This is a genomic window from Roseobacter insulae, assembly GCF_019375555.1.
GTDB lineage: Bacteria > Pseudomonadota > Alphaproteobacteria > Rhodobacterales > Rhodobacteraceae > Roseobacter > Roseobacter insulae.
In genome coordinates this window covers 46,701-71,444 of the sequence record NZ_JAHXDN010000006.1, presented here as the reverse complement: position 1 = coordinate 71,444, position 24,744 = coordinate 46,701, and the positions used below count along the sequence as shown (strand labels likewise).

Here is a 24,744-nt window from a genome sequence, read left to right as displayed (position 1 = left end):
ACAAAATGCACCCCGCGCTGCTGTCGGTGCGCCGGATTGTTTTGAAATGACCCGCGTCCCCGCTGGATCGCCGCCAAGCGCCTCGCGGCGTCACACTCCGCCAAAGTGCGCGACGGTGACTTTTGTGGTAAGGTTTTTTCCATCATTGGTTGAAGCATTTTTTGAACAGGAATTATTTATGTCGATTGCGGTGCCCTATGCCTCCCTTCTTGAACGTCTTGGATTGCGCTCGGCCCGGGGCTTGATGAATTACCAGCCGATCATCGCCGCGCGGTCCGTTGTCCGCCTGTCACGCGAGGGCGCCAGTTCCGCCGAAGCGCTGGCGCCGTTCATAGATGCCCGGCGCGCCGCCGCTGCCAAGGCGCGACATCCATCGGATTTTCCCATCGAAGTTCTGCACGGCATGTCTGTCAGGGATGCCGAAACGCTCAAGGAGGCGGGTATTCTGACATTGGCGGATCTCGCAGGATTGCCGGACGCGCTGAGTGACCTGCTGGACAGCGCCTTTCCGGCGAACGGATTTTCCGAACCCCCCTCCGCCCCCGCCGAGCTATTGCCGGAAATGGCTGGCGGCGGGCATGTCAACAAGCGCTTTACCAGCTGGGTCGTGGATCGCGATCTGCGCGACCTGGGGTTGCAGGTCGATATCGACTGCCTGCCCGCTGACCTGATTGCGCCCTCGCCACGGGGTCAGATCGGCCCCGGCCCTCTGGCCACCACTCTGATCACGTCCGACAAGCTGCCCTGCCCGGTCCTGCGGCTGGGGTACATGGCCGGGTACCAACAATCGTGGCACGCGCTTGGCACGGCGCTGGGTGAGGTCGTGCACACGCTGAGCCTTGCGCCGGGCGAAAGCCGCAACGTGGCGGTTGTTGACTGGACCCGCCGAAGCCAGGCCGCCCGCAAAGAGGCGACCGAGGCCGGAGAGACGCTGCGCAACCGCGAACAGCATCACCGCGCGCTGGATGAGGTGGCGCAGGCCGTCGCGGAAGAACAGCAGTTTGGCCGAACATCGGCCATGGCAGGCTCCATGGTGACCGCCGGATCCTTCGTGATGGCCGGCGCGGCCGTGGGCGGCATTGCGGGTGGCCTGATCGGAACGGCCGTGGAACCCGGTGGCGGCACGGCTATCGGCGCTGCCGTTGGTGCCGGTGCGGGCGTGGCGGCCGGCAGCCTGCTGTTTTCCGGTGCAACCGCACTGGGTGTCATTGAATCCGAAAGCGCCGGAGAGCGTGACGTGATGGGCGAAACCAGCCAGCGCATTCAGCAGAGCACGGCGCAACAGGCCAGTTTCGTGCGCTCGCTTCGCTCCGCCGTAGTGGTCACAGACGAACAATCGGAAAGCCAGAACCTGATGTCGTCGAATGTCACAAACTACAATCACATGCACGCCCTCAACATCACCTATTTCGAGGTGTTGCAGCGGTATCTGGTGCACACCGGCCCGTTTGAAATGCGCCCGCTGCTGGTGCTGCCCTTCGCGCCGATCCTGTTTGATGGCGACACGGCAGACCGCTACTGGACCTCATTGCGGGTCAGCTTCGACGGCGACATGCGGACATGGGGCGACGCGCTGTTTTTGGCACCGGCCCTGAAACAACCGGTGCCGACCCCTGTTCCGGCCACACCCGACGCCCCGGAGCCGAAACTGTCAGACCTCAAGGTCAGCAACGCGATGCTGACGGTGACCCTGGATTTCCCGATCACGCTGGCCGAGCTGCTGATCAACGATGTGACACAGCTGGCATCGCTCTTTTCGCTTGTCGAAACCTCGCTCGAAACCCAGGGCGGCCAGAGACACGGATTGAAGGACGTCAGCAATATCGCGCAGATCGCGCAGAACCTGATTTTGAGCGGTCGGCAGGTCACCATGTCGTTCGGCCTGCCGGCGGGCGCGTCGATCAGCGGGGACTTGCGCGGCATTTTCGTGCGCCTGATCCACAGGGAGTCCTTTACCGACGCCGCAAGCGATATGTTCGAAAAGCTGACCGGGCTGGAGACCGGCGTCACCGTGAATGCGAAGGTCGAGGTCGATAACATGATCGTCTCGGGCCCCAGCTTTCTGGAGACCCATGCCAACCGAACACTGCCCATGCACCCGCTCGACCGTGAGGACAACATATTTACCGGTCTGTTTGATTTTGATCCTGTGACGGCGCTGCGCGCGGAGTGGCACGCCTATGACACTGAGGTCGCCGACATCGCGCAAATAGAAGCCGACAATGCCGCGGCGGACCATGCTTATCAGACATCCATAGCCATGCGCGACGACTGGCGCGATCAAATCGTCGATCACCTGAACAGGCACCGCTATGCCTTTACCCGGCAGATTTTCACATTGGCGGCCGGTCCAGCGATTACACGGCTGCTCGATGCCATCCAAATCAGGTCGGGTGCGGGCGATGGCGCGACCGTGCCCTTGCATGAAATCGCGGACACGCGGCCTCTGGGGTTCACCGATGGCGCCATTGTGTTATGGCTCAAACAGGATCTGGCGCGTGACAGCGCCTTGCTGACGGGCTTCAAGGACCTGGTTGCGAAATACGGTGCCGATGCCGTCGCCTCGCTGGGCACGCTGATCAAGCACCACGCCGTTATTGCCAAGAAATTCGCCGATGCGAAAGAAAAAGCGGGCAAGGCCGGCTTGGTGTATCTACCCTCGTCCGGCGTCTTTGCGGAATCAATTCTGGGCCGCGCGAACGGTGCTGAATATGTCGTCCCCGACCGCTATTGGAACTGGCAGGACAGTCCGATCCCCCATCAGGCCCCTGCGATCAGCCCGCTGTCGCTGCAAAGCGGTTTCCAGACACCCTCCGGCCTCGACCCCAACGTGCAGGCGCCACATTTGCAACCCGCCGGCGCACCCAGCTTCCCCGCCGCAACCGGCCTGCAAAACATCCTTGCCGCCGTGCGCGACGGCAATATGTTCCGCGATATGTCGAAATCCGACCAGCTGGTGTCGACAATGTCCAGCCTGAACGAGCTTGCGGGTGAAATGGGCAAGGCATCCGCGGAACTGACAGGGGACGCGGCAGAACAAGCCCTCAAAGCGTCGGTGCAAATCGGCGAGGCGGCGGCCAAGCTGGCGCAGCAACTGCACAGCCAGTCGATGCGACAAGTGGCCGATCCCCCCAAGAATCCGACAGAGAAGGCAGCCTCGACCAAGGCGGTCACAGATGCGATCAAGGAAGGCAGCAAGAACGAGGACGAGGGCGTCGGCAAGAAGACAGCGGCGGCTACCGGTGACGGCGAAGGCATCCCGGTAGCGGAGGATGATGGCGGCAGCGGGTCAGGCGGCACCTCGGGCAGCGGCAGCGGACCCGGCAGCGCGCCACCGACGACCGGCGGGTCGGGCGATCCCTCCCCGCCGCCCGTTCAACCCTTTGACCCGTCACCGGATTCCGGCGCGCCCGACGGGCCACATTCCGATTCACCCGACGGGGACGAGACCCCCCCCGTCTTTACCCCCGGTGACATCAGCGCGCGCGGTCGGGAAGCGCTGCAGCTGATCGCCGATGAGCTCGACGAAAACGGCGCGGATTATGATCGTGACAAGGTCACACAGGAGCTGCGGCGCTGGTTCGACGAGGCGGTCGGCCTGCGCATCGGGCAGGCAATAGATGACCCGGGCCCCAGGACAAACGATGCCGCGCGGGAGTTCGTGACCTGGTACGATGCCGTGGCTCAACTCGGCCTTGAGACCACCGACGCGCTGTCCGCGCGCTACAGCCTTGCGCGCGAACGCCTGACCAAAGCCTATGATGGCAACCTTGAAAAAACGAATGAGAAGCTCAAGAACAGCTCAAGCATTCTGAGCGATCTCGAAACCTTATCAAAGGATTACGCGGAGGCGCTGCAGCTGGGACTCGACCCGGAGTTCAGCATCGCCGACCTGAACATAAGTGTTCAGATTGACCCGGTTGATGTGCCGCAAGACGGTATCTTTCCGCAAAACAAGGTCGATCTGACGGTCGGCGCTGCCCTTGTGCGTGCCGATGGCACCAAACAACGCGATCACACGTTCGACGTGGAAATCCGGTCGTTCGAGATGGCGGGTCAGACCGTTCTCGCCGGTCAGACCCGTGCGGATGCGCCCTTCGCCGCACAGGTCGAGTTTGCTCCCTTTGTCGGCAAGGCCGAGGCATGGCAGACCGGCGATCTCAATAATCTGGTGCTGACGGTCAACGTCGGCCTGGCCGGCAGCAATCTGGTGACCGCAACAACCGAGGTCGTCGTCAAGGGCGGCCTCACGCTGCTGTCTCTTGGAGGCTGGAACACGGCGCATGATGAACCCGCTTTCGAGATCAGCCCCTCTGCTGCCAATGGTCAGGACGTTGTGATGCAGTATCAGCTTGCGCGTGGCCGTCATTTCAAGACCGGGGCACGGGTCCACTTCGAACTGGAAGGCGCGGGATCGCTGAACCTGTCGCAGGCGATGTCGGGAGAGAATGGCATCGTGCAGGTGATCTACAGCCCGCCCGATGATCTGACAGGTGCCGCCTCGATCACCGCGACATGGACCGAGGACGGGATGGAAACGCTCTCACTCGATGAGATTTCGCTGGAGAGCTGACGCGGGCCAAGGGTCGGTTTTGCCCTGCCTGATACCCCTGCCTTACAGCAGGCGGGGTGCTTTTGCCTGCTGCAAACTTGTATTTTTTAACCCGATTGGCGACGGCCGAAGAGGACCGTTTCCCTCATGAATTGCGGGCACATTGGCGTTTTTTGGCTTCGGTTTGCCGCCAGTGATTTTGCCCATACCGAGCGGAATGGGGCCGAAACCTCTTGCCGAAACCGGTTTCGGAGATCAGCCTGAGTCGTATGGGAGGATTCGGGTGACCGTCCAAATCAAATCAACAGTCGATCAAAACCGGCAGATGCGCGTCACGATATCAGACGTCTCTGACGCCTTGGGGCTGACGAAATCCACGGTGTCCCGAGCAATGAACGACTACCCGGATATTTCTGAGGGCACGCGCCTGAAAGTCCGTCGCATGGCCGAAAAAATGGGCTATCACCCGTTGAGCCATGCGCAGGCCATTCGCACCGGTCTGACCAAGTCGTTGGGCCTGATCATACAGATGGCCGACCATGATGCGCATCGTCCGTTTCTGGCGGAGTTTCTGGCCGGTTTGAGCCAGGGCGCGAGCGCCGAGGGATGGACACTGACCATCGCCGCCTCCGACAGTGCAAGTGCCACGGAGACGGTTTTCAACGACATGATCCGCAACCGCAAGGCAGACGGGTTCATTCTGCCGCGGGCAATGGTTGTTGATCCCCGCGTCTCGCTTTTGCGGAACGCGGGCGTGCCATTCGTTCTGTTTGGCCGATGCCCGGATCAGACCGGCTGTGCGTGGTTTGATGTTCTGGGCGAAGACGCCATGGCCGATGCAGTGGTCCATCTGGCAAAGCTGGGGCATGAGCGCATCGGCTTTATCAACGGCGGCATGCAGTACACCTACGCCCCGCTTCGGCGCGATGGCTACCTCAAGGCCATGCAAGCGGCCGGGCTGACGCCCGCCGTGGCGCATATGCGCGAAGGCGCGGTGACGGAAAAGATGGGTGCGGCCTACGCACGGGACATCCTGCGCAGGCCGCATCCGCCGACAGCAATCGTCTGCGCGGTCGACAAGGCGGCACTTGGCGTTTACAGCGCCGCGGCGGAATTCGGTCTGAAGATCGGTTCTGACCTCTCCGTCATATCCTACGATGGCATCCCGGAAGGCGCGCATGCCACGCCGCCGCTGTCCACCTACGCGGTCGACTACACGGCCTCGGGTCAGCGGCTCAGCGCCCTGTTGATCAGGCGCATCAAGGGCGAGGCCCCCGAGGCATTGCGGGAAACCGTCAGGGCAACGTTCCTTGACCGCGGGTCAGCGGGACCGCCGCGACTGACGTCCGATGAGCTTATGCGCAAAATTGCTGCCGGAGGCCAAGGCAAAACGATCTGAAATTTCTAAGGGAGGAAACCATGAAACTGAACAGAAAAGCCGAGATGCTGATGGGCGCCGCAACCGTGCTCATCATGTCAACGCTCACAGCCAGTGCAGAAAACCTGCGCTTCTGGACAACGGAAGAACAGCCCGAACGCCTTGCGCGTCAGGAACAAATGGCCGCCGATTTCGCCGCTGCCTCAGGCCATACGGTAGAGGTGATCCCAGTCACCGAAACTGATCTGGGCACCCGGGCCACGGCCGCGTTTGCCGCCGGGGATCTGCCTGACGTGATCTATCATCCGCTGCAATACGCGCTGCCCTGGGCCGATGCCGGCATCCTGGATACGGACGCGGCAACCGATGTCATCGAAAACCTCGGCGAGGACACTTTTGCACCCGGTGCCCTGGCGATGGCCGCAACCGGTGACGGTTTCGCATCGGTGCCGGTGGACGGCTGGACGCAGATGCTGGTGTACCGCGCCGACAAGTTCGCGGAAATGGGGCTTGAGCCACCATCGACCTACGCCAACGTGCTGGCCGCCATCGAAAAACTGCACAACCCCCCCGCCATGTATGGTTTCGTCGCTGCGACCAAGATCGATGAGAACTTCATGAGCCAGGTGCTGGAGCATGTATTTCTGGCGAACGGCGTTTCACCTGTCGGGCCCGACGGGGTCCAGCCCCTGGATGAGGCGAAGACAGTTGAGGTACTCGATTTCTACAAGGCCATCGCCGAAGCGTCTCCGCCCGGTGATCTGTACTGGGATCAGTCGCGCACGCTGTATTTCTCCGGCAACGCCGCAATGATCATCTGGTCGCCCTTCATTCTGGACGAACTGGCAGGTCTGCGGGACAGCGCCCCGCCCACGATCAACGATGACCCGCAAACACGCGATCTGGCGGCGGCAACCGGCGTTGTGACCAATTTCTCCGGCCCGTCCAATCCTGACGGGGCGGCATGGGGTGACGTCCGCTACTTCGGGATCACGTCTGATGCCGAGACCGATGCCGCGATGGAGTTTGTGCAGTTCTCGATGAACGAAGGCTACGGACAGACCCTGGCCATTGCGCCGGAAGGCAAGTTCCCGGTGCGCCGGGGCACCGCAGATGATCCGGCCAAGTTCAGCAATCTCTGGGCGGGTCTCGATGTCGGCGTGGACCGCAAGGCACCGCTGGGCGACCTATATGAACAGGCGATGATCGACGAGATCGTCGGCGGTCTGGACGTGGCACAAAGATGGGGTGTCTCCGATGGCCAGCTGGCGGCAGCATCCAAGATCATCAACAGCCAGGTTATCAACCGGCTGGTGCGCGAATACATTGACGGCGAACGCGATGCCGCTGCCACGGTGGCAGAACTGAACAAGGCTATCGCCGCCGTCAACTAGGGCGCAAAATCACGCGGGGCGGTGCGCCGCCCCGTTCCCTTCGCACATCAATCGGAGCATGTGACCGATGACCGAAGCCGTCCCCCCGAAGGGCACGGGTCCACTGGCGCGCATCGAGGCGCGACTGGCATGGGGCCTGCTTGCACCAACGATCATTGCCGTCGCGCTTGTCGTTATCCTGCCCTTGCTTGCAATCTTCTGGATCAGTTTCAAGCCTGTTGCCCTGGCTGACTTGCGCGCACCCGAAGTTGTTCTGCGCGAAGACATCCGCGGCGACGACGAGGCGGTCGGTGATCAGGCGAACATCCGCTACCGGTTGCGCAACTCGTCCCAGGACCAGCCGATCCGCGGCGTTACCTTCACCGACAGGCTGCCGGAGGGTCTGACGGTGACCGAGCTTGACCCGCGCTGCACGCTGGAGGGGCGCGACCTGTCCTGTGATCTGGGCGACTGGGAAGGCGGGTATCGCGAGAACCTGATGATCCCGGTTACGGTCGGACAAGCCTATCTGGACAACGCCGAGCGCCCGAAAGACAGCCCCGCCACAACCACCGGCAGGGCCTCCAACGTGCTGACAAACGCCACATTCACGCTGGATAACTTCGCCCGCGTTTTCGATGGGTCAGAGTTCTGGTCGGTGCTGTGGGTAACGCTCTTCTACACGGTATTCGGCACGGTCGGCGCCCTGCTTTTCGGGCTTTTTGCGGCCCTCCTGCTCAACAAGTCATTTAGGGGTCAGGGCATTCTGCGCGGGCTTTACCTCTTTCCGTATGTGTCCCCGATCATCGCGGTTGCCTTTGCGTGGATCCTGCTCTTCGATCCGTTTTCCGGCAGTGCGAACGCCTTGCTGATCCAGATGGGCGTCACGCAGCAATCCATCAACTTCTTCGGCGAACGCCCCCTGGCATTGATCATGGTCACGGTCTTTGAAATCTGGCGCTACTTCCCGCTGTCCTTCCTGTTCATTCTGGCACGGATGCAGTCGATCGACTCCGATATGTACGAAGCCGCAGACATGGACGGCGCATCCCCGTTTCAGAAGTTCTGGTCGCTGAGCGTACCGCAATTGCTGGGCATCCTGTCGGTGCTGTTCCTGCTGCGCTTTATCTGGACCTTCAACAAGTTCGACGACATCTTCCTGTTGACGGGTGGGAACGCGGGCACCCGCACCCTGACCGTGAACGTCTATGAACAGGCCTTCGCGATTTCCAACATCGGCGCGGGCGCCGCTGTGGCCGTCGTCATCTTCGGCTGCCTGCTGCTCTTCAGCTTCCTGTTCTTTCGCTACATCAGCCAGGAGGAGGGTTTGTGATGATGGATCTTATCCGCAGAGGGTACGTTACCGCGCCCGTTCTGGGCGTGATGTGGACCTTCGTGATTGCCACCACCGTCGCCATTTCCATGAGCTTTGCGACGGGAGCCGCATTCCGGCCCATCGGGTCAGGCGCACTGATCTGGGGCATCGCCCTTGGATTTGGCTGCCTGCCCGGTCCGAACTGGAAGGCCGCGGTTACGGCCCTCGTGGTTGCCGCGGCCACCATGGCCGGGTTCGGCCCCATCGCGACCGGCACTGGCGTCTCCATCTTCTCCTCTTTGCTCGGGGCGCTGGCAACCGCAGGTTTTGCAGCTCTGGGCCTGCGGATCATGCTGGACGAGGTGGAAATGGGGCCGATCAACCGCCACACGTTCGAAGCGGCGGTGATCAGGTTCTGCACCGGTTTCGGCTATATCTTCTTTACGGCCATCGTGCTGATCCCCTTTTACGTGATGGTGCTCACCAGCCTGAAAAATCAGGCAGAGCTGATCCAGAACCCGCTCGATTTCTCGATAGATCTGTCCAAGGGCACCGAGCTCTTCCGCTCCTACAACGAGCTCTTCATGCAGTTCGATTTCGGCGTCTACCTGCTGAATTCGTTCCTGATTTCGGTACTCACCGTGTTTATCACGCTGCTCTTTGCAGTGCCCGGGGCCTATGCGGTGGCGCGCCTGCGGTTCAAGGGGCGGGCGGCCTTCTCGCGTTCGATCCTGTTGATCTACATGGTGCCGATGATCGTTCTGGCACTGCCCATATACATTGCCTTTTCGATGACCGGCCTGCGCAATTCGCTGGGGGGTATCATCCTGATCTACCCGGTCACGACAATCCCCGTCGCGCTTTACATGTTGCAGGGATATTTTCGCGGCCTGCCCGCCGAGGTCGAGGAAGCCGGCCTGATGGACGGGCTGTCGCGGCTCATGGTGATCTGGAAAATCACGCTGCCCCTGTCCCTGCCCGCGATGGCATCGGTGTCGCTTTACGTCTTCATGATCGCGTGGAACGAATTCCTGCTGGCCTTCATGCTGCTGGACGATCCCTCGAAATTCACCCTGACGCGGGGCATCGCCTCGCTCAACTCCTCCGAAATTCCGCGCCAGCACCTGATGGCAGGCTCCGTGATCGCGACAGTCCCGATCATGGCCATCTTCCTCGGGCTGGAACGTTTTATGACCAAGGGCCTCACCGCCGGCAGCGTCAAAGGATAGTGACATGACAAACCTCGATGACCAAGCCCGCGCCATTCTGCGGCAAAACGACATGGGCGGCTACACGCTGCCAACCCACGGTCTCTACCCCTACCAGTGGAACTGGGACAGCGCCTTTGCGGCATGGGGGTTCGCCACATTCGACAACGCCCGCGCATGGGATGAGCTGGATACGCTGATGGCCAGCCAGTGGGAGAGCGGGATGATCCCTCACATCATCTTTCATCAGCCGGACCCGGGCTATTTTCCCGGGCCGGACGTGTGGCAAACCGGGCAAAGCCCGGCAACCTCGGGCATTTCGCAGCCCCCCATCGCCGCCATCATGGCGCGGCTGATCTTCGAAATGGATGAAGACGCCGGGCGCGAACGCCTGCGCGCGCTTTATCCCCGACTGGTAGACTGGCATCGATGGTGGCACGAGGTTCGCTGCACCCATGGCCCTGCCGCCATTGTTCACCCCTGGGAAAGCGGGCGCGACAACTGCCCGGACTGGGACATCGGCATGGACGGCGTCGATGGCTCCGGTGTCGGCCCTTATGAAAGACGGGATCTGGGCCATGTACATGCCGATATGCGCCCCACCAAGGAGGACTACGACCGGTATATCGCCATCGTCGAATTCGGACGTGGTGTTGGCTGGAACGATGCAAAGATCGTCAGCGACGGGCCTTTCCTGATGGCCGATCCGGGCATAACATTCATGTTGTTGCGCGCCCACGACGATCTGGCCGTGCTGGGCCGTGCGCTGGGTGAGGATGTGTCGGAAATCGAGGGCTGGGCCACCACCTTGCGATCCGCTTTGCCGCTGATCTGGAACGATGCGCTGAACGCTTTTGATGCCCGCAACCTGCGCAACGGCGCGTTCGCGAATATTCTCGGGTCCGGTGCCTTTCTGGCCTATCTCGCCGGTGCCGGGAACCCGCAGCTGGAAACCCAGCTCCTGCGCGCCTGGGATGCAGTCAATTACGGCGTGCCCTCGGCGGATCCAGAAACCGCCTCGTTCAATCCGCGCAAATACTGGCGCGGCCCCACCTGGCCGGTTGTCAATGCCCTGATCGCCATCGGCCTGAATGCTGACGGGCGCTCGGATCTGGCGGAACGCCTGAGGGCCGAGACGGCGGAGCTGATCCGGACCCATGGGTTTTACGAATATTTCGATCCCGTTGATACAACCCCCTGCGGCGGCAAGAACTTCACCTGGACAGCGGCCATCTGGCTCACCTGGGCCAGTCATTCGCCGCAGGAAAATGCCGCGAAAGGAGCTGCATGATGCCCTCGATCACTCTCAAAGCTGTCGAGAAATGGTTTGGTGAAGTTCAGGTCATCAAGGGCGTGGACCTGGAAATCGAGGAAGGCGAGTTCGTCATCTTTGTCGGCCCTTCGGGCTGCGGAAAATCCACCCTGTTGCGGATGATTGCCGGGCTGGAGGAAACCAGCCGCGGGCAGATCATGATCGGCGAGCGTGACGCCACGGCTGAGCCGCCGTCCAAGCGCGGCCTGGCGATGGTCTTCCAATCCTACGCGCTTTATCCGCATATGTCGGTGCGCGACAACGTCGGCTTCCCGCTGAAATCGGCCGGGCTGCCCGCGGCGGAAATTGCCGAGAAAGTTGACGAGGCTGCGCGGGCACTGAAGCTGGGAGACTACCTCGACCGGCGGCCCAAGGACCTGTCCGGCGGTCAGCGTCAGCGGGTGGCCATTGGCCGCTCAATTGTTCGCGACCCCACTGCATTTCTGTTTGACGAACCGCTGTCGAACCTCGATGCCGCCCTGCGGGTCGAGATGCGGTATGAAATCGCCAAGCTGCACCAGACGCTCGCCACGACGATGATCTACGTAACCCACGATCAGGTCGAAGCGATGACCCTCGCGGACCGCATCGTGGTTCTGGAAGCGGGGCGCGTGATCCAGGTCGGCTCCCCGCGCGAGCTTTATGAAAGCCCGTCAAACCTTTTTGTCGCGCAATTCATCGGATCGCCCCGCATGAACGTGATGCCGCTGGCGACAACCACGGTGACCGGCGCCCCGGCAACCGCCGAACATGTCGGTATCCGGCCCGAGCATATCGGCATCGTGGCGAAGGGCGCAGGACAGGTGAGCGGCACGGTCGATGTGCTGGAATACCTGGGCGCGGATACATTCGTTGTGATGGATTGCGGTGACGCCGGACAGGTAACCGTGCGCGTCACCGGCGACAGCGACCTTTCCCCCGGCGACCCGGTGGGCCTGTCCTTTGCCGACGGGCATGCCCGGTTCTTTGACGGCGGTGGACTGGCGGTCAGGTAAGGGCAAATGATCCGGCACTCCTGACATCGCAGGGGCCGTTGCGGCGGACCGGCCGGATTCCGACCCTCAATTCCGGGCCAAGGCCGCCTGATCCCGCCCGGCGCTGCGAAACCACCGGACGATCCTGATACGGTCTTCCGCGGGCAGCCCGGTGATATTGGCAGGTGGCATCGCATGGCTCACCCCTGACTGCATATAGATTTCGCGCGCCGCCCGGGCGATATCTGCGCTGGTTTCCAGATGTACGCCTTTTGGCGCCCAATGCATGCCCTCCCAGACCGGTTCGCGGGCATGGCACATCGAACACCTCCCCAGGACGATATCCTGCACCTCCTCAAAACCCGCCGCATCCGCATACCGCTGCTCGTATGCGGTCAACGCCTGATTTTCGATGGCGTCGTAATCTCCGTCCCATGTCGAGGCCGTCGACAGCCATGCGATCAGAATGAAGATCAGAACGGTCACCGCCCATGTCCAATGTGGCCCGGTCCCGGTCGCGTGCAGGGTGTTGAAATAATGCCGGATGGTCACCCCGGTCAGAAAGATCAGGGCGGCGATTATCCAGCTGTACTCGGTGGCGAAAGCCAGCGGATAGTGGTTGGAGAGCATCAGGAAAACAACCGGCAGCGTGAGGTAATTGTTATGCGTGCTGCGCAGCTTGGCGATCTTGCCGTATTTGGGGTCCGGTATGCGGCCTTCCTGCAGATCCTTCACCACGATCCGCTGGTTGGGCATGATGATAAAGAAAACGTTGGCCGTCATGATCGTGGCCGTGAAGGCCCCCAGATGCAGCAGCGCGGCGCGCCCGGTGAATATCTGATCGTACCCCCACGACATGATGACAAGAACCGAAAACAACAAGAACATCAGGAAGGTCGGATGCTCCCCCAGCCTCGATTTGCACAGGAAATCGTAACAGATCCAACCGATTGTCAGCGATCCGGCCGAGATCAGCACCGCCTGCCAGACGGACAGATCGGCCTTGGCAGGATCGATCAGGAACAGTTCCGCCCCCACCCAGTAGACCACCATCAGAAGCGCCGCGCCGGAAAGCCATGTCGCATAGCTTTCCCATTTGAACCACACCAGATGGTCCGGCATGTTTTCGGGCGCAACGAGGTATTTCTGGATGTGGTAGAAGCCGCCCCCATGCACCTGCCATTCTTCGCCATGCGCCCCCACCGGCAGATGCGGGACTTTCTTCAGACCCAGATCCAGCGCGACGAAGTAGAACGATGATCCGATCCATGCGATGGCCGTCACCACGTGCAGCCAGCGCACCGCAAAGGCAATCCAATCCCAAATGATGGCCAGATCGTACATGGCAAACCCTCCGTTGTTTGCCGCACTCTACCCAAAGGCAAATTTGTTGGCTATATTTGGTATTCTTTATTCTCTCTCAAAAAAAAACGTACAATGTCCTATTTTGAAAACCTCCGAACCTTCGTGCGCATCTACGAATTGGGCACGATGTCGGCGGCCGCACGCGATCAGCGCATCTCGCCCGCGGTCGCCTCGGCCCGGATGTCGCAGCTGGAGGCGCATCTGGGCGTGCGTCTGTTTCAACGGACCACCCGCAGCCTGACGCCCACCGAACAGGGTCGGATTTTTTACGAAGGCGCCTGTAGCGTGCTGGCCGCCGTCGAAGAGGCCGAAGCGGGGGTCGGTGATGTGACCGAGAACCCGCGTGGCACGTTGCACATCGCCGCCCCCCTGGGCGTTGGTCGGCGGTTGATTGCGCCGCACCTCCCTGAATTTGCGGCACATTATCCTCTCGTCAATGTCCGGCTGCGGCTGAGCGACCGCAAGCTCGACCTCACCGCCGAGGGTCTGGATGTTGCCTTCTTTCTGGGCAGACCCGAAGACTCCAGCCTGCGCATCCGCAAGATCGCAGAGTGTAGCCGCGTGCTCTGCGCCAGCCCCGACTACATTGCGGCCCATGGCCACCCGACCACGGGTGCCGAGATCGAACGCGGTCAGCACAACTGCCTGAATTTACGGTTTCCCGGGGCACGGGAATTTCAATGGGAGTTACAGACACCTGATGGCGCGCGCAAATTTGATGTCCGGGGACGCTTTGAAAGCGACGATGGCGACGTTCTGACAGACTGGGCCCTCGCCGGCGCCGGGATCGCCCTGAAACCGGTTTTCGAAGTGGCTGACCACCTGAAAAGCGGCGCGCTGGTGCCGGTCGTCAAAGCAACCCCGCCGTTGCCTGTCCAGATGGCGTGCCTTTATACGCACCGCCGTCATCAGGACCCCAAGGCCCGGCTTTTCATGGAATTCGTGATTGACCGGATGGCGGCTGCGGTGGCCGAATAAGACGGTCAGCTGCCGCGGTAGGTAGAGTACCCGAAAGGCGACAGCAGCAGCGGCACGTGGTAATGCGCGGGCTCCGACATGCCAAAGCGCAGCGGGATCTCATCCAGAAACCGCGGCGTTTCCGCAGGGGTGCCGAGCCGGTCGAAATACGCCCCGCAGCGAAACACCAATTCGTAGGTGCCGATCCGGAATTCATCTTCGGGCAAAATCTGAACATCCGTGCGCCCATCGTCATTGGTCACCAACCGGCGCAAAGACACCCGCTCCGACGCCTCAATCCGAAAAAGCTCGATTTCCAGCCCTGCGGCCGGACAACCCCGGGCGGTATCCAGCACATGCGTCGTCAAGTAACCCGCCATCTGCGACTCCTTTGCTTGTCATCTGCAGTCTGATCCACCCGGCGTGCCAGCAAAAGCCGTCATTTCGCAAGAGTGTTTCTGGTTTTTTTTGATAAAATCCGCCGATTGCCTGATTTATGAAGATAGCGAACACAGGAGCACCCAATGACCCGTTATCCCCGCGACATGATCGGCTATGGCGCAACCCCACCCGACCCGCGCTGGCCCGGCAAGGCCAGGATCGCGGTGCAGATCGTGGTCAACTATGAAGAGGGCGGTGAAAATCATATCCTGCACGGGGATGCCGCATCGGAGGCCTTTCTGTCGGAGATCGTCGGTGCGACCCCCTGGCCCGGTCAGCGGCACTGGAACATGGACTCCATCTACGAATACGGCGCACGGGCGGGTTTTTGGCGTCTACACCGCATGCTGCAGGACCTCCCGGTAACCGTTTACGGTGTCGCCAGCGCCTTGGCGCGCGCGCCCGAGCAGGTGGCGGCGATGCAGGCGGCGGGGTGGGAAATCGCCAGCCACGGGCTGAAATGGGTGGAGTATAAAGACAGCGACCCCGAGGCTGAAGCGGCGGACATGGCCGCGGCAATTCAACTGCATACCGACGTCACCGGAGTGCCGCCTGCCGGGTGGTATACCGGTCGGTGCAGCGAAAACACCGTCCGGCTCGCCGCCGAGACCGGCCAGTTCACCTATGTCGCCGACAGCTACGCAGATGACCTGCCCTACTGGATGGAGATCGGAGAGAGGGACCAGCTGATCATCCCCTACACGCTGGACTGCAACGACATGCGGTTTGCCACGGCGCAGGGGTTCAACTCCGGCGATCAGTTCTTCGCCTACCTGCGCGACAGTTTCGACGTGCTTTACGCCGAGGGCGCTGCCGGGGCCGCCAAAATGATGTCCGTCGGATTGCACTGCCGTCTGGCCGGGCGACCCGGCCGGGCACAGGCGGTCAGACGCTTTGTTGACCATGTAAAGGCGCATGACGGCGTCTGGTTTGCAACACGTGCGCAGATCGCCCGGCACTGGGCCCAAACCCATCCGCATCACCGGTACATGCGCCCGAGCCAGATGGGCCGCGCGGATTTCATCGCCCGCTTTGGCGGCGTCTTTGAGCACTCACCCTGGATTGCCGAAGGCGCCTTCGAGATGGAGCTTGGCCCGGCACATGACACGGCCATCGGCCTGCACAACGCGTTGTCACGGGTGTTTCGGGCTGCGGACGAGGGCCGGCGGCTGGCCGTCCTGACAGCGCATCCCGATCTCGCTGGCAAACTGGCGCAAGCACGGCGGCTCACGACCGAAAGCACCGCAGAGCAGGCCGCCGCCGGGATGGATGCCCTGACCGATGCGGAACGGGCGAGCTTCACCGCGCTGAACGATGCCTATGTCACCAAGCATGGGTTTCCGTTCATCATCGCTGTACGTGATCATGACAAGGCCAGCATTCTCGCGGCATTCAAGCGACGTCTGGAAAATGATCGGGCCACCGAATTTGCGGAAGCCTGTCGTCAGGTCGAACGCATCGCGGCTTTTCGCCTGACCGACCTTTTGCCCTGAAATCAGGTGACGCGGCGGTCCGCCACCCGGCAAGACCACATAACGGACACCGCTCAGACGCCCGCTGGAGCCTTTTGCAGTTTCATGTGCCGGTTGACATCCTTGTAGAGCAGGTAGCGAAACGGACCGGGCCCACCGGCATAACACGCCTGAGGACAGAAGGCGCGCAGCCACATGTAGTCGCCGGCTTCGACCTCCACCCAGTCCTGATTGAGGCGGTAAACCGCCTTGCCTTCCAGCACGTAAAGACCATGCTCCATCACGTGGGTTTCACAAAACGGGATCACCGCCCCGGGCTGAAAAGTCACAATTGTGACATGCATATCGTGGCGCATGTCTGACGGATCCACGAACCGCGTGGTTGCCCACTTGCCGTCGGTCTCCGGCATGACCGCGGGCGTGATGTCCTGCTCGCGGCACACCACGGGCTCCGGATGGTCAAGACCTTCGAGCGCCTCATATGTCTTGCGTATCCAGTGAAACCGGGTCACCGCACCTGTTCTGTTCCACAACGACCAGTCACTGCCTGCCGGAACATAGGCGTAGCTGCCGGCGTCCATCTCGTGGCTTATTCCATTGATCTTCAATGAGAATCCACCATCGACCACAAATAAAACCCCTTGGGCGCCCAGGTCCGGTTCCGGGCGATCGCTGCCGCCGTCCGGTTGAACCTCCATGATGTATTGCGAAAATGTCTCGGCGAACCCGGACAATGGGCGCGACAGAACCCACAACCGCGTCCCGTGCCAAAACGGCAGGCAGCTTGTCACGATATCGCGCATCGTGCCCTTGGGAATGACTGCATATGCCTCCGTGAACATGGCTCGGTCGGACAAAAGCGCGGTCTGGCCCGGGTGACCCCCTGTGGGGAAATAGTGAGATGGTTTCGGCATCCTGTGGCTCCTGCTTGGGGTTCGGCCCGAAACTTGCGCAGGCCCCACCTGCCCACAAGCGCACAGATCGCTTAAGGAGCTTTCGTCAAAATTTGAAAATACCGCCGTGACTGTCGCGCGTCTAACGCCGCGCCGGTCGGTCCAACGGAATGCCGTCCTGCAGGGCGCGCACCTTGAAACGGCAATGCTCGATCATAAAATCGATGAACAGCCTGATTTTCGGGTCCTGCAAGCGGCGGTGCGGATAAAGACACCCGAAAATCGCATCCACCGGCGGCGTCTGTGGCAATACTTCGACCAGGCTGCCGCGGCGCAATTCGTCTGCGACGTCGAAAACCGGTTTGTTCACGATACCCCTGTGGTCAAGCGCCCATGCCGTGAGCACATCGCCATCATCGGAATCGTAGCTGCCGGACGGCTCGATTTTCACCGGTCCATCGCGGGTCTGCAACGTCCAGAAATACTCGGGCGACCGCGGGTAGCGGAGCAACAGGCAGTTGTGCCCGTCACCCGCAAGGTCACGTGGCGTTTCCGGCACGCCGTGTTTCGCAAGATAGTCCGGTGTTGCACATAGCACCCGCGGACAATCGGCGATCTTGCGCAGGGTCAGGGTCGAGTCCGGCGGCGTGCCGACCATCAGCGCCACGTCAAGACGGTCGTCAACCAGATCCACCTTGCGGTCCGACAGGCGCAGGCGGATGGATATGTCCGGGTAGCTGTCCACGAACTGCGGCACCAGCGGAGCCACCACGCGTTTTCCCACCCCAAGGGGGGCAGCGGCCTGAATGACCCCGCGCGGGCTGCCGGCAAAGCCTGCAATCACCGCTTCGGCATGTTCAAGATTTTCCACAATCACCCGGGCGTGGTCGTAAAAACTCCGCCCCGCCTCGGTCGGCGTCAGCTTGCGGGTGGTTCGGTTGAACAGGCGCACATCGAGGCGCCTCTCCAGTTCCTTGATCCGGTTGCTGGCAACCGCAGGGGTCAGGCGCAAGTCACGGCCGCCGGAGGTGATGCTGCCAAGCTCCACAACACGCACAAAAACCTTTAGACTTTCAAGATACGGCATCTTTTCTCATCGATTTTCAATGAATCGTTGAAAAAGCTTACCATTCACAGGCGTTTTTTCGAAGCACGGAATACGGCATGCTAAGAGTGCTCGAACATAGCGGCGAGATTAAGGACACCCGGATCATGCAACCACGTCACGAGATAAACTTTCTGCTGAACGAACGCGATATCAGCCTCAGTGACGTCGCGGCCACGGATACGCTGCTGGATTTTCTGCGCATCGACCGCCGCCTGACCGGCACCAAGGAAGGCTGTGCCGAAGGGGACTGCGGTGCCTGCACGGTTCTGGTGGGCCGGCTGGCAAATGGTGTGCTCTGCTACGAAGCCGTCAACGCCTGCATCCGGTTGCTGGCGTCGCTGGATGGCTGTCATGTCGTAACGGTAGAGCATCTGTCTGGCACCGGCGGCAACTTGCACCCGGTTCAAAAGGCCATGGTGGAGTTTCACGGCAGCCAATGCGGCTTTTGCACACCGGGGATTGTCATGTCGCTCTATGCGCTGTGGATGCAGACACCCGCCCCGACGGAGACAGAGATTGAAACGGCGCTTCAGGGGAACTTGTGCCGCTGCACCGGGTACGCACCGATCATGCGCGCCGCCAAGGCGATCAGCGAGAACGGCGCGCCCGCGCAGGACGCCCTGGTGCTGGAACGCGCCCGGGTCACCAAACGCCTCGCCGCATTGCGGGACGGGGCGCGGGTCGATGTGCGCAAGGGCAACAGCCGCACCATTCTGCCCGCGGACGTCGATGATCTGGCACATGTTCTGATCGAGCTGCCGGAGGCCACGATGGTGGCGGGCGCGACCGACGTCGGGCTGTGGGTCACCAAGTTTCTCAAGGATATTTCACCTGTTGTCTTGCTGGGCCATCTGTCCGGCCTCAAACGTATTGATGTGCAGGACGAGGCTCTGCATCTGGGCGCGGGTGTCAGCTATTCGGATGCGGACGCCGTGCTCTGTGGCGAATACCCCCATCTGCGCAGCTTCTGGGACCGGATAGCCGGCTGGCAAATCCGCAACATGGGCACAATCGGCGGAAACATCGCAAACGGCTCGCCGATTGGCGACACGCCGCCGGTTCTGATCGCCCTTGGGGCTGACATCACTCTGCGGCGGGGGGACGCGCGGCGCGTGCTGCCGATCGAAGACTTCTTCATCGATTACGGCAAACAGGATCTTGCTGCAGGTGAGTTTCTCGAAGGGATCACGATCCCGCGGGCATCCGACGGCGCGCTGCATGCCGCCTACAAGATTTCGAAACGCCGGGACGAAGACATTTCCTCCGTGTGCGCGGCCTTCAACATCACCGTCAAGGATCAGAAGATCACGCAAGCGCGCATTGCCTTTGGCGGCATGGCCGCGACACCGAAACGTGCGTCTCACGCAGAGGATGCCCTGACAGGCCAGGCCTGGCGCGAGGAAACGCTGGTCGCTGCCGCCGACGCGCTGGCCAAGGACTTCAGCCCGCTGACGGACTGGCGGGCCTCTGCAGCCTACCGGTTGAAAGTATCCCAGAACCTGTTCCGCCGCTTTTATCTGGAGCAGTCGGGCACTGGCGCCGATGCCAAGCTGGCGCGGGCCTGAGGAGGGCATGACGATGAAAGACGACACCGTGACATCCGATCCCCGGCACGATTCCGCGATCAAACACGTGACCGGACGCGCCGAATACACCGATGACATCCCCGAGCCTGCGGGCACCCTGCACGCCTATCTTGGCCTGTCAACCCGTGCCCACGCCCGCATCAGAAAGCTTGATCTGGCGGCTGTGAAAACCGCACCCGGCGTGGTGGGTGTGCTGACGGAGGAAGACATTCCCGGCGAGAATGATGTCAGCCCCACCGGTCTGAATGACGAACCGGTTTTCGCGACCGGAAAAGTCGAATTCTGGGGCCAGCCGATGTTCGCGGTTGTGGCCGAGACACGCGATGCTGCTCGTCGGGCCGCGCAACAGGCCGTCATCGCGTACGAAGATCTGCCGCATGTTCTGGATGCGGCGGAGGCGCGCGCGGCTGACTATCCCTACGTGACGGCGCCCCTGAAGCTTGAACGCGGAGATGTGGCGCCTGCCCTCAGGACGGCCCCCCATCGGCTGTCCGGTCAGATGCGCGTTGGCGGTCAGGATCACATGTACCTCGAAGGTCACATCGCCTTTGCCATTCCCGGCGAGGACGAGGATGTCATCGTGCATTCCTCCACTCAGCATCCTTCCGAAGCGCAACATATGGTGGCCAAGGTTCTGGGCGTAAACTCCCATGCCGTGACCGTGAACGTACGGCGCATGGGGGGCGGTTTTGGCGGCAAGGAAACGCAGATGAACCTGTTTTGCGCCGTGGCCGCGATCGCGGCCAAGAAGTGGCGTTGCGCGGTCAAGATCCGCCCTGACCGGGATGACGACATGTCCGCAACCGGCAAACGCCACGACTTCGTGATCGACTATGACGTCGGCTTTGACGAGGCGGGCCGAATAACCGCCGTCGAGGGTCAATTCGCCGCGCGCTGCGGGTTCTCCGCCGATCTTTCCGGGCCAGTGACCGACCGGGCGCTTTTTCACGCCGATAACGCGTATTACTACCCCAATGTGCGCCTGACGTCGCATCCGATGAAGACAAACTCCGTCTCGAACACCGCCTTTCGCGGGTTTGGCGGACCGCAGGGCGTGATCGCCGCCGAACGGATGATCGAAGAGATCGCTTATGCCCTTGGCAAGGATACGCTGGACGTGCGTCGCGCTAATTTCTACGGCACAGACGATCGCAATCTCACGCCCTACCACCAGACCGTCGAAGACAACATCATGCCGCGGATCGTGGACGAGCTGGAGGCAAATGCGGACTACCGGGCGCGTCGCGAGGCCGTTCTGGCCTACAACGCCAGTGGAGGCATCCTGCGCAAGGGCATCGCCCTGACCCCGGTGAAATTCGGCATCTCCTTCACCGCGACCTGGTACAATCAGGCCGGCTCGCTGGTGCATGTCTACAACGACGGGTCCATCGCGCTGAACCACGGCGGAACCGAGATGGGCCAAGGGCTGAACACCAAGGTCGCGCAGATCGCGGCGGACGCCTTCGGTGTCGACTTTTCCCGCGTCAAGATCACCCGGACCACGACGGAAAAAGTGCCGAACACCTCCGCCACGGCAGCCTCTTCGGGGTCTGATCTGAATGGCATGGCGGCGCTGGATGGCTGCGAGCAGATCAAGGCGCGTTTGATCGAGTTTGCAGCGGAGAAATGGCAAGCCAAGCCGGACACGGTGCGCTTCGCCGATAACCAGGTGCACATCGGGTCCGAGGCAGTGCCCTTCGCCGATTTCATCAAACAGGCTTACATGGCCCGGGTTCAGCTGTCCGCGGCGGGATTCTACAAGACGCCGAAAATCCACTGGGACCGCGCCTCGGGCAAGGGCCGGCCGTTTTACTACTTTGCCTATGGCGCCGCCTGCTCCGAAGTCACCATCGACACGCTGACCGGCGAATATCAGCTCGACCGTACCGACATCCTGCACGATGTGGGCCGGTCCCTGAACCCGCAACTGGACATCGGCCAGATCGAGGGTGCCTTCATTCAGGGGATGGGCTGGCTGACCACCGAGGAACTGTGGTGGGACGACGAAGGGCAATTGCGCACCCATGCGCCGTCCACCTACAAGATCCCGCTGGCCTCGGACCGTCCACGCGTGTTCAACGTGGCCCTGCCCGAGTGGTCGGAAAACCGCGAAAACACCATCAAGCGGTCCAAGGCCGTGGGCGAGCCGCCCTTCATGCTGGGCATTTCGGTTTTCGAGGCGCTGTCGATGGCCGTGGCCAGCGTGGCGGACTACAAAACCTGCCCGCGTCTGGATGCGCCTGCGACACCGGAATGCGTGCTGATGGCGGTGGAGCGGTTACGAGAGGGGCGGGCAGATGTCTCTGGATGATTTCCTGGTCCACCACACGGCGGTCATGCACGTTCGTCAGGTCGCGGTGCGAGGCTCCGCGCCGCGCGAAAACGGTGCAGAGATATTTGTCTCCGCCTCCGGGTTCCATGGCACAATCGGTGGCGGTCAGTTGGAATATATGGCCATCGATAAGGCGCGCGCCATGCTGCGCCGGGGCGAGACATCGACGCGCATGAGTGTCCCGCTTGGTCCGGAGATCGGGCAATGCTGCGGCGGGTATGTCGATCTGGCGCTCGACCTGATGCGTCCGGAAGACAAGGCAGCCGCGCAGGCCGCGGAACATGCACGCCGTGACGCCCATCCGCATATCTACGTGCTGGGCGCAGGACATGTGGGGCGGGCCCTTGCAGTGCTCTTTCAGCATTTGCCGGTGCGCTGTATTCTCATCGACAGCCGCGAGGCGGAACTGGCAAGAGCCGATGCCACGGTGGAAAAGCGCCTGTCCGCCCTGCCGGAGGCGGAAATCAGACAGGCCCCAAAGGGCAGCGCTTTTATTGTTCTGACCCATGATCATGCGCTGGATTTCCTGCTGACGACAGAGGCGCTGGCACGGGGTGATGCCGCGTATGTCGGGCTCATCGGCTCCGCCACGAAACGGGCGAAATACCTGTCGTACTGCAGGCAAAACGCCGCGGGCCTCTCCCCCGCGGCGCTGGTCTGCCCCATCGGAGCGACACGAAGTACCGACAAGCGACCTGAAGTGATCGCGTCATTTGTTGTGGCCGAGGTTATGGCCCGGCTCACTGAGCCGAAACTGCATACCGAAATCACCGCCTGAAAGCGGTTTGAAAATTTTGCGACGCACGCACGTCGGGAGGACAGGTGCGCGCAAAAGAGATGTCTTAGGGAGGACACTGAAAATGGCACAAGCCAGCTATAGCTACAAACTCTTCGCGCGCAGCGACTACAGCGCTTTCTGGGCGCTGTTCACCGACAACCTCGTTAATCTGATGGTGCTGTCAGCGGTCTGCCAGTTCGTGTTTCAAATGCCGGCCGAGATCGTCTACGGCCGTATTGTTCCGGGGGCTGCGATCGCCATTCTGGCGGGCGTCCTGGTCTACGTCCTGATGGCCAAGCGGGTTGCGGAAAAGACCGGCAAGGATGTGACCGCCCTGCCCTACGGCATTTCGACACCGGTGATGTTCGTCTATCTCTTTGGTGTTATCGGCCCGATCTACTGGTCGACGCAGGATGCGGTTCTGGCCTGGCAGGTAGGGATCGGCGCGGGTTTTATGGGAGGTATCGTGGCCGCCCTTGGTGCGATTGTCGGCCCCATCCTGAAACGCATCACGCCGCGCGCGGGCATGCTGGGCACCCTGTGCGGCATCGCCATTGTCTTCATCGGCTCGGTTCCCCTGACGCAGGTGTTTGAAAATCCCATTGTCGGGTTTGCGTCGCTCGTGTTCATTCTCTGGGGCCTGATTGGCCGGTTTCGCCTGCCCTTGGGTATTCCCGCAGGCCTGATCGCCATCGGCGTGGGCACGGTAATTGCCATTATCCTCGGCCAGTCCAGCTTCAACATCGATGGTGTCGGCTTCTACCCGCCGCTGCCCTACGTCGGTGACCTGATCGTCGGCGTGCAATACCTCTTTGCCAACCCTGAATTGTTCCTCGTGCTGGTGCCGGTGCAGATCTACAATTTCATCGAAACGATGAACAACGTGGAAAGCGCCGAAGCGGCGGGTGATCACTATCCCGTCGCGGCCTGCCAGGTCACCGATGGCATGGGCACGATGGTCGGCGCGATCTTCGGATCGCCGTTCCCGACCACGGTGTACATCGGTCACCCCGCGTATAAACGCATGGAGGCCCACGCAGGCTACGTGATTGGTGTGGGGGGCGTCATCGCGTTCGCCGCCGTCTTCGGATTTCTCGCCTTCCTTAACGGCCTGATCCCGATTGCAGCCGCCGCCCCCGTTCTTGTGTTCGTTTCCGTCAGCCTGATCACCAACACGGCGTTTTCGGTCAGAACGGAACATATGGCAGCGGTATCCTTCGCGATCCTGCCGCATATCTCCAGCTTCCTGATGATCAAATGGGGGTCGCTCATGAACGCACTGCGCAACACTGGTGTCGAGGGCTTGCCCGGCCTTGGCGATGCGGATCTGACCGCAGCTCTTTTGATGGAAGGCGCGCACTACGAAGGTCATCTGGCCTTGTCGCAGGGTGCTATCATCACCGGGCTTGTGTGGGGCGCCATCGTGGCCTCGATCATTGACGGAAAATTCAGGAATGCCGGCGGGTTCGCCGTGGCCGCCGCGATCATGTCCTCCATCGGTATCATCCATGCCGCCAGCCTGCAACTGCCGCAGCTCGACGGGATCACCATCGGCTACGTGATCGTCGGTGCCTTCCTGCTGGTCTATCCCACACTGGCACCGAAGGAATATCTGGAACATCGGGTCATTGTCCCCGATGAGCCCGATTTCATGAGCACGGATGCGCCGGGCAAACGGGCCTGAGACGCATGGGAGGGCA

17 protein-coding genes are annotated in these 24,744 nt (G+C 61.5%); 13 read left to right on the top strand and 4 right to left on the bottom strand.

The genetic code is table 11. The features are described from left to right. Window positions 1–178 precede the first annotated feature (178 nt). The 7 genes from KX928_RS19605 (at window position 179) to KX928_RS19575 (ending at window position 12,133) form a co-directional block, all read left to right on the top strand. Complete coding sequence (locus KX928_RS19605) at window positions 179–4,573, top strand: hypothetical protein (protein WP_219506105.1); 4,395 nt, start codon at window positions 179–181, stop codon at window positions 4,571–4,573. 262 nt (window positions 4,574–4,835) lie between these two features. Next, entirely contained in the window at window positions 4,836–5,951 is a 1,116-nt protein-coding gene (locus KX928_RS19600; RefSeq protein ID WP_308342395.1) for a LacI family DNA-binding transcriptional regulator, read from the top strand. A 20-nt stretch (window positions 5,952–5,971) separates the two neighbouring features. After that, on the top strand, window positions 5,972–7,324 hold the full coding sequence (locus KX928_RS19595) for an ABC transporter substrate-binding protein (protein ID WP_219506103.1): 1,353 nt from the start codon (window positions 5,972–5,974) through the stop codon (window positions 7,322–7,324). Between the two features lie 67 nt (window positions 7,325–7,391). Then, window positions 7,392–8,636 carry a carbohydrate ABC transporter permease gene (locus KX928_RS19590; RefSeq protein WP_219506101.1) on the top strand — a complete coding sequence of 415 codons (1,245 nt, stop codon included), beginning with the start codon at window positions 7,392–7,394 and terminating at the stop codon, window positions 8,634–8,636. Window positions 8,637–8,638: 2 nt separating this feature from the next. Next, a complete protein-coding gene (locus KX928_RS19585; RefSeq protein WP_219506488.1) occupies window positions 8,639–9,847 on the top strand; it encodes a carbohydrate ABC transporter permease in 1,209 nt (402 codons plus the stop codon). Between the two features lie 4 nt (window positions 9,848–9,851). After that, window positions 9,852–11,117, top strand: a complete 1,266-nt coding sequence (locus KX928_RS19580; protein ID WP_219506100.1) for an MGH1-like glycoside hydrolase domain-containing protein — start codon at window positions 9,852–9,854, stop codon at window positions 11,115–11,117. Beyond that, entirely contained in the window at window positions 11,117–12,133 is a 1,017-nt protein-coding gene (locus tag KX928_RS19575; RefSeq protein ID WP_219506099.1) for an ABC transporter ATP-binding protein, read from the top strand. The genes KX928_RS19580 and KX928_RS19575 overlap by 1 nt, the downstream gene beginning before the upstream one ends. Window positions 12,134–12,199: 66 nt before the next feature. Here the strand turns inward: KX928_RS19575 and KX928_RS19570 are convergent, their stop codons facing one another. After that, window positions 12,200–13,456 (bottom strand): urate hydroxylase PuuD, encoded by a 1,257-nt coding sequence (locus tag KX928_RS19570; protein WP_219506098.1) that lies wholly within the window; start codon window positions 13,454–13,456, stop codon window positions 12,200–12,202. A 93-nt stretch (window positions 13,457–13,549) separates the two neighbouring features. Between KX928_RS19570 and KX928_RS19565 the strand changes: the two genes are divergently transcribed. Continuing rightward, a complete protein-coding gene (locus tag KX928_RS19565) occupies window positions 13,550–14,455 on the top strand; it encodes a LysR family transcriptional regulator (RefSeq protein WP_219506097.1) in 906 nt (301 codons plus the stop codon). Window positions 14,456–14,460: 5 nt separating this feature from the next. Here the strand turns inward: KX928_RS19565 and uraH are convergent, their stop codons facing one another. Further along, window positions 14,461–14,814, bottom strand: coding sequence for a hydroxyisourate hydrolase (uraH, locus tag KX928_RS19560; RefSeq protein ID WP_219506096.1), 354 nt, complete (start codon window positions 14,812–14,814; stop codon window positions 14,461–14,463). Between the two features lie 144 nt (window positions 14,815–14,958). Here uraH and puuE point away from each other — a divergent pair, with 144 nt between their 5' ends. Further along, complete coding sequence (puuE, locus tag KX928_RS19555; protein WP_219506095.1) at window positions 14,959–16,368, top strand: allantoinase PuuE; 1,410 nt, start codon at window positions 14,959–14,961, stop codon at window positions 16,366–16,368. Window positions 16,369–16,421: 53 nt separating this feature from the next. Here puuE and KX928_RS19550 read toward each other — a convergent pair whose 3' ends face one another. After that, a complete protein-coding gene (locus KX928_RS19550; RefSeq protein ID WP_219506094.1) occupies window positions 16,422–17,261 on the bottom strand; it encodes a bifunctional allantoicase/(S)-ureidoglycine aminohydrolase in 840 nt (279 codons plus the stop codon). Window positions 17,262–17,382: 121 nt separating this feature from the next. Next, complete coding sequence (locus tag KX928_RS19545; RefSeq protein WP_219506093.1) at window positions 17,383–18,327, bottom strand: LysR family transcriptional regulator; 945 nt, start codon at window positions 18,325–18,327, stop codon at window positions 17,383–17,385. A 125-nt stretch (window positions 18,328–18,452) separates the two neighbouring features. On the opposite strand from KX928_RS19545, the gene xdhA reads away from it, so the two are divergent. The 4 genes from xdhA to KX928_RS19525 all read left to right on the top strand — a co-directional run bounded on the left by xdhA (window position 18,453) and on the right by KX928_RS19525 (window position 24,728). Then, window positions 18,453–19,913, top strand: coding sequence for a xanthine dehydrogenase small subunit (gene xdhA / locus KX928_RS19540; protein WP_219506485.1), 1,461 nt, complete (start codon window positions 18,453–18,455; stop codon window positions 19,911–19,913). Window positions 19,914–19,926: 13 nt separating this feature from the next. Continuing rightward, window positions 19,927–22,245 carry a xanthine dehydrogenase molybdopterin binding subunit gene (xdhB, locus tag KX928_RS19535; RefSeq protein ID WP_257883968.1) on the top strand — a complete coding sequence of 773 codons (2,319 nt, stop codon included), beginning with the start codon at window positions 19,927–19,929 and terminating at the stop codon, window positions 22,243–22,245. Then, window positions 22,232–23,044 (top strand): xanthine dehydrogenase accessory protein XdhC, encoded by an 813-nt coding sequence (gene xdhC, locus KX928_RS19530; protein WP_219506089.1) that lies wholly within the window; start codon window positions 22,232–22,234, stop codon window positions 23,042–23,044. The genes xdhB and xdhC overlap by 14 nt, the downstream gene beginning before the upstream one ends. 82 nt (window positions 23,045–23,126) lie before the next feature. After that, entirely contained in the window at window positions 23,127–24,728 is a 1,602-nt protein-coding gene (locus KX928_RS19525) for a xanthine/uracil/vitamin C permease (RefSeq protein ID WP_219506087.1), read from the top strand. Window positions 24,729–24,744 lie beyond the last annotated feature (16 nt).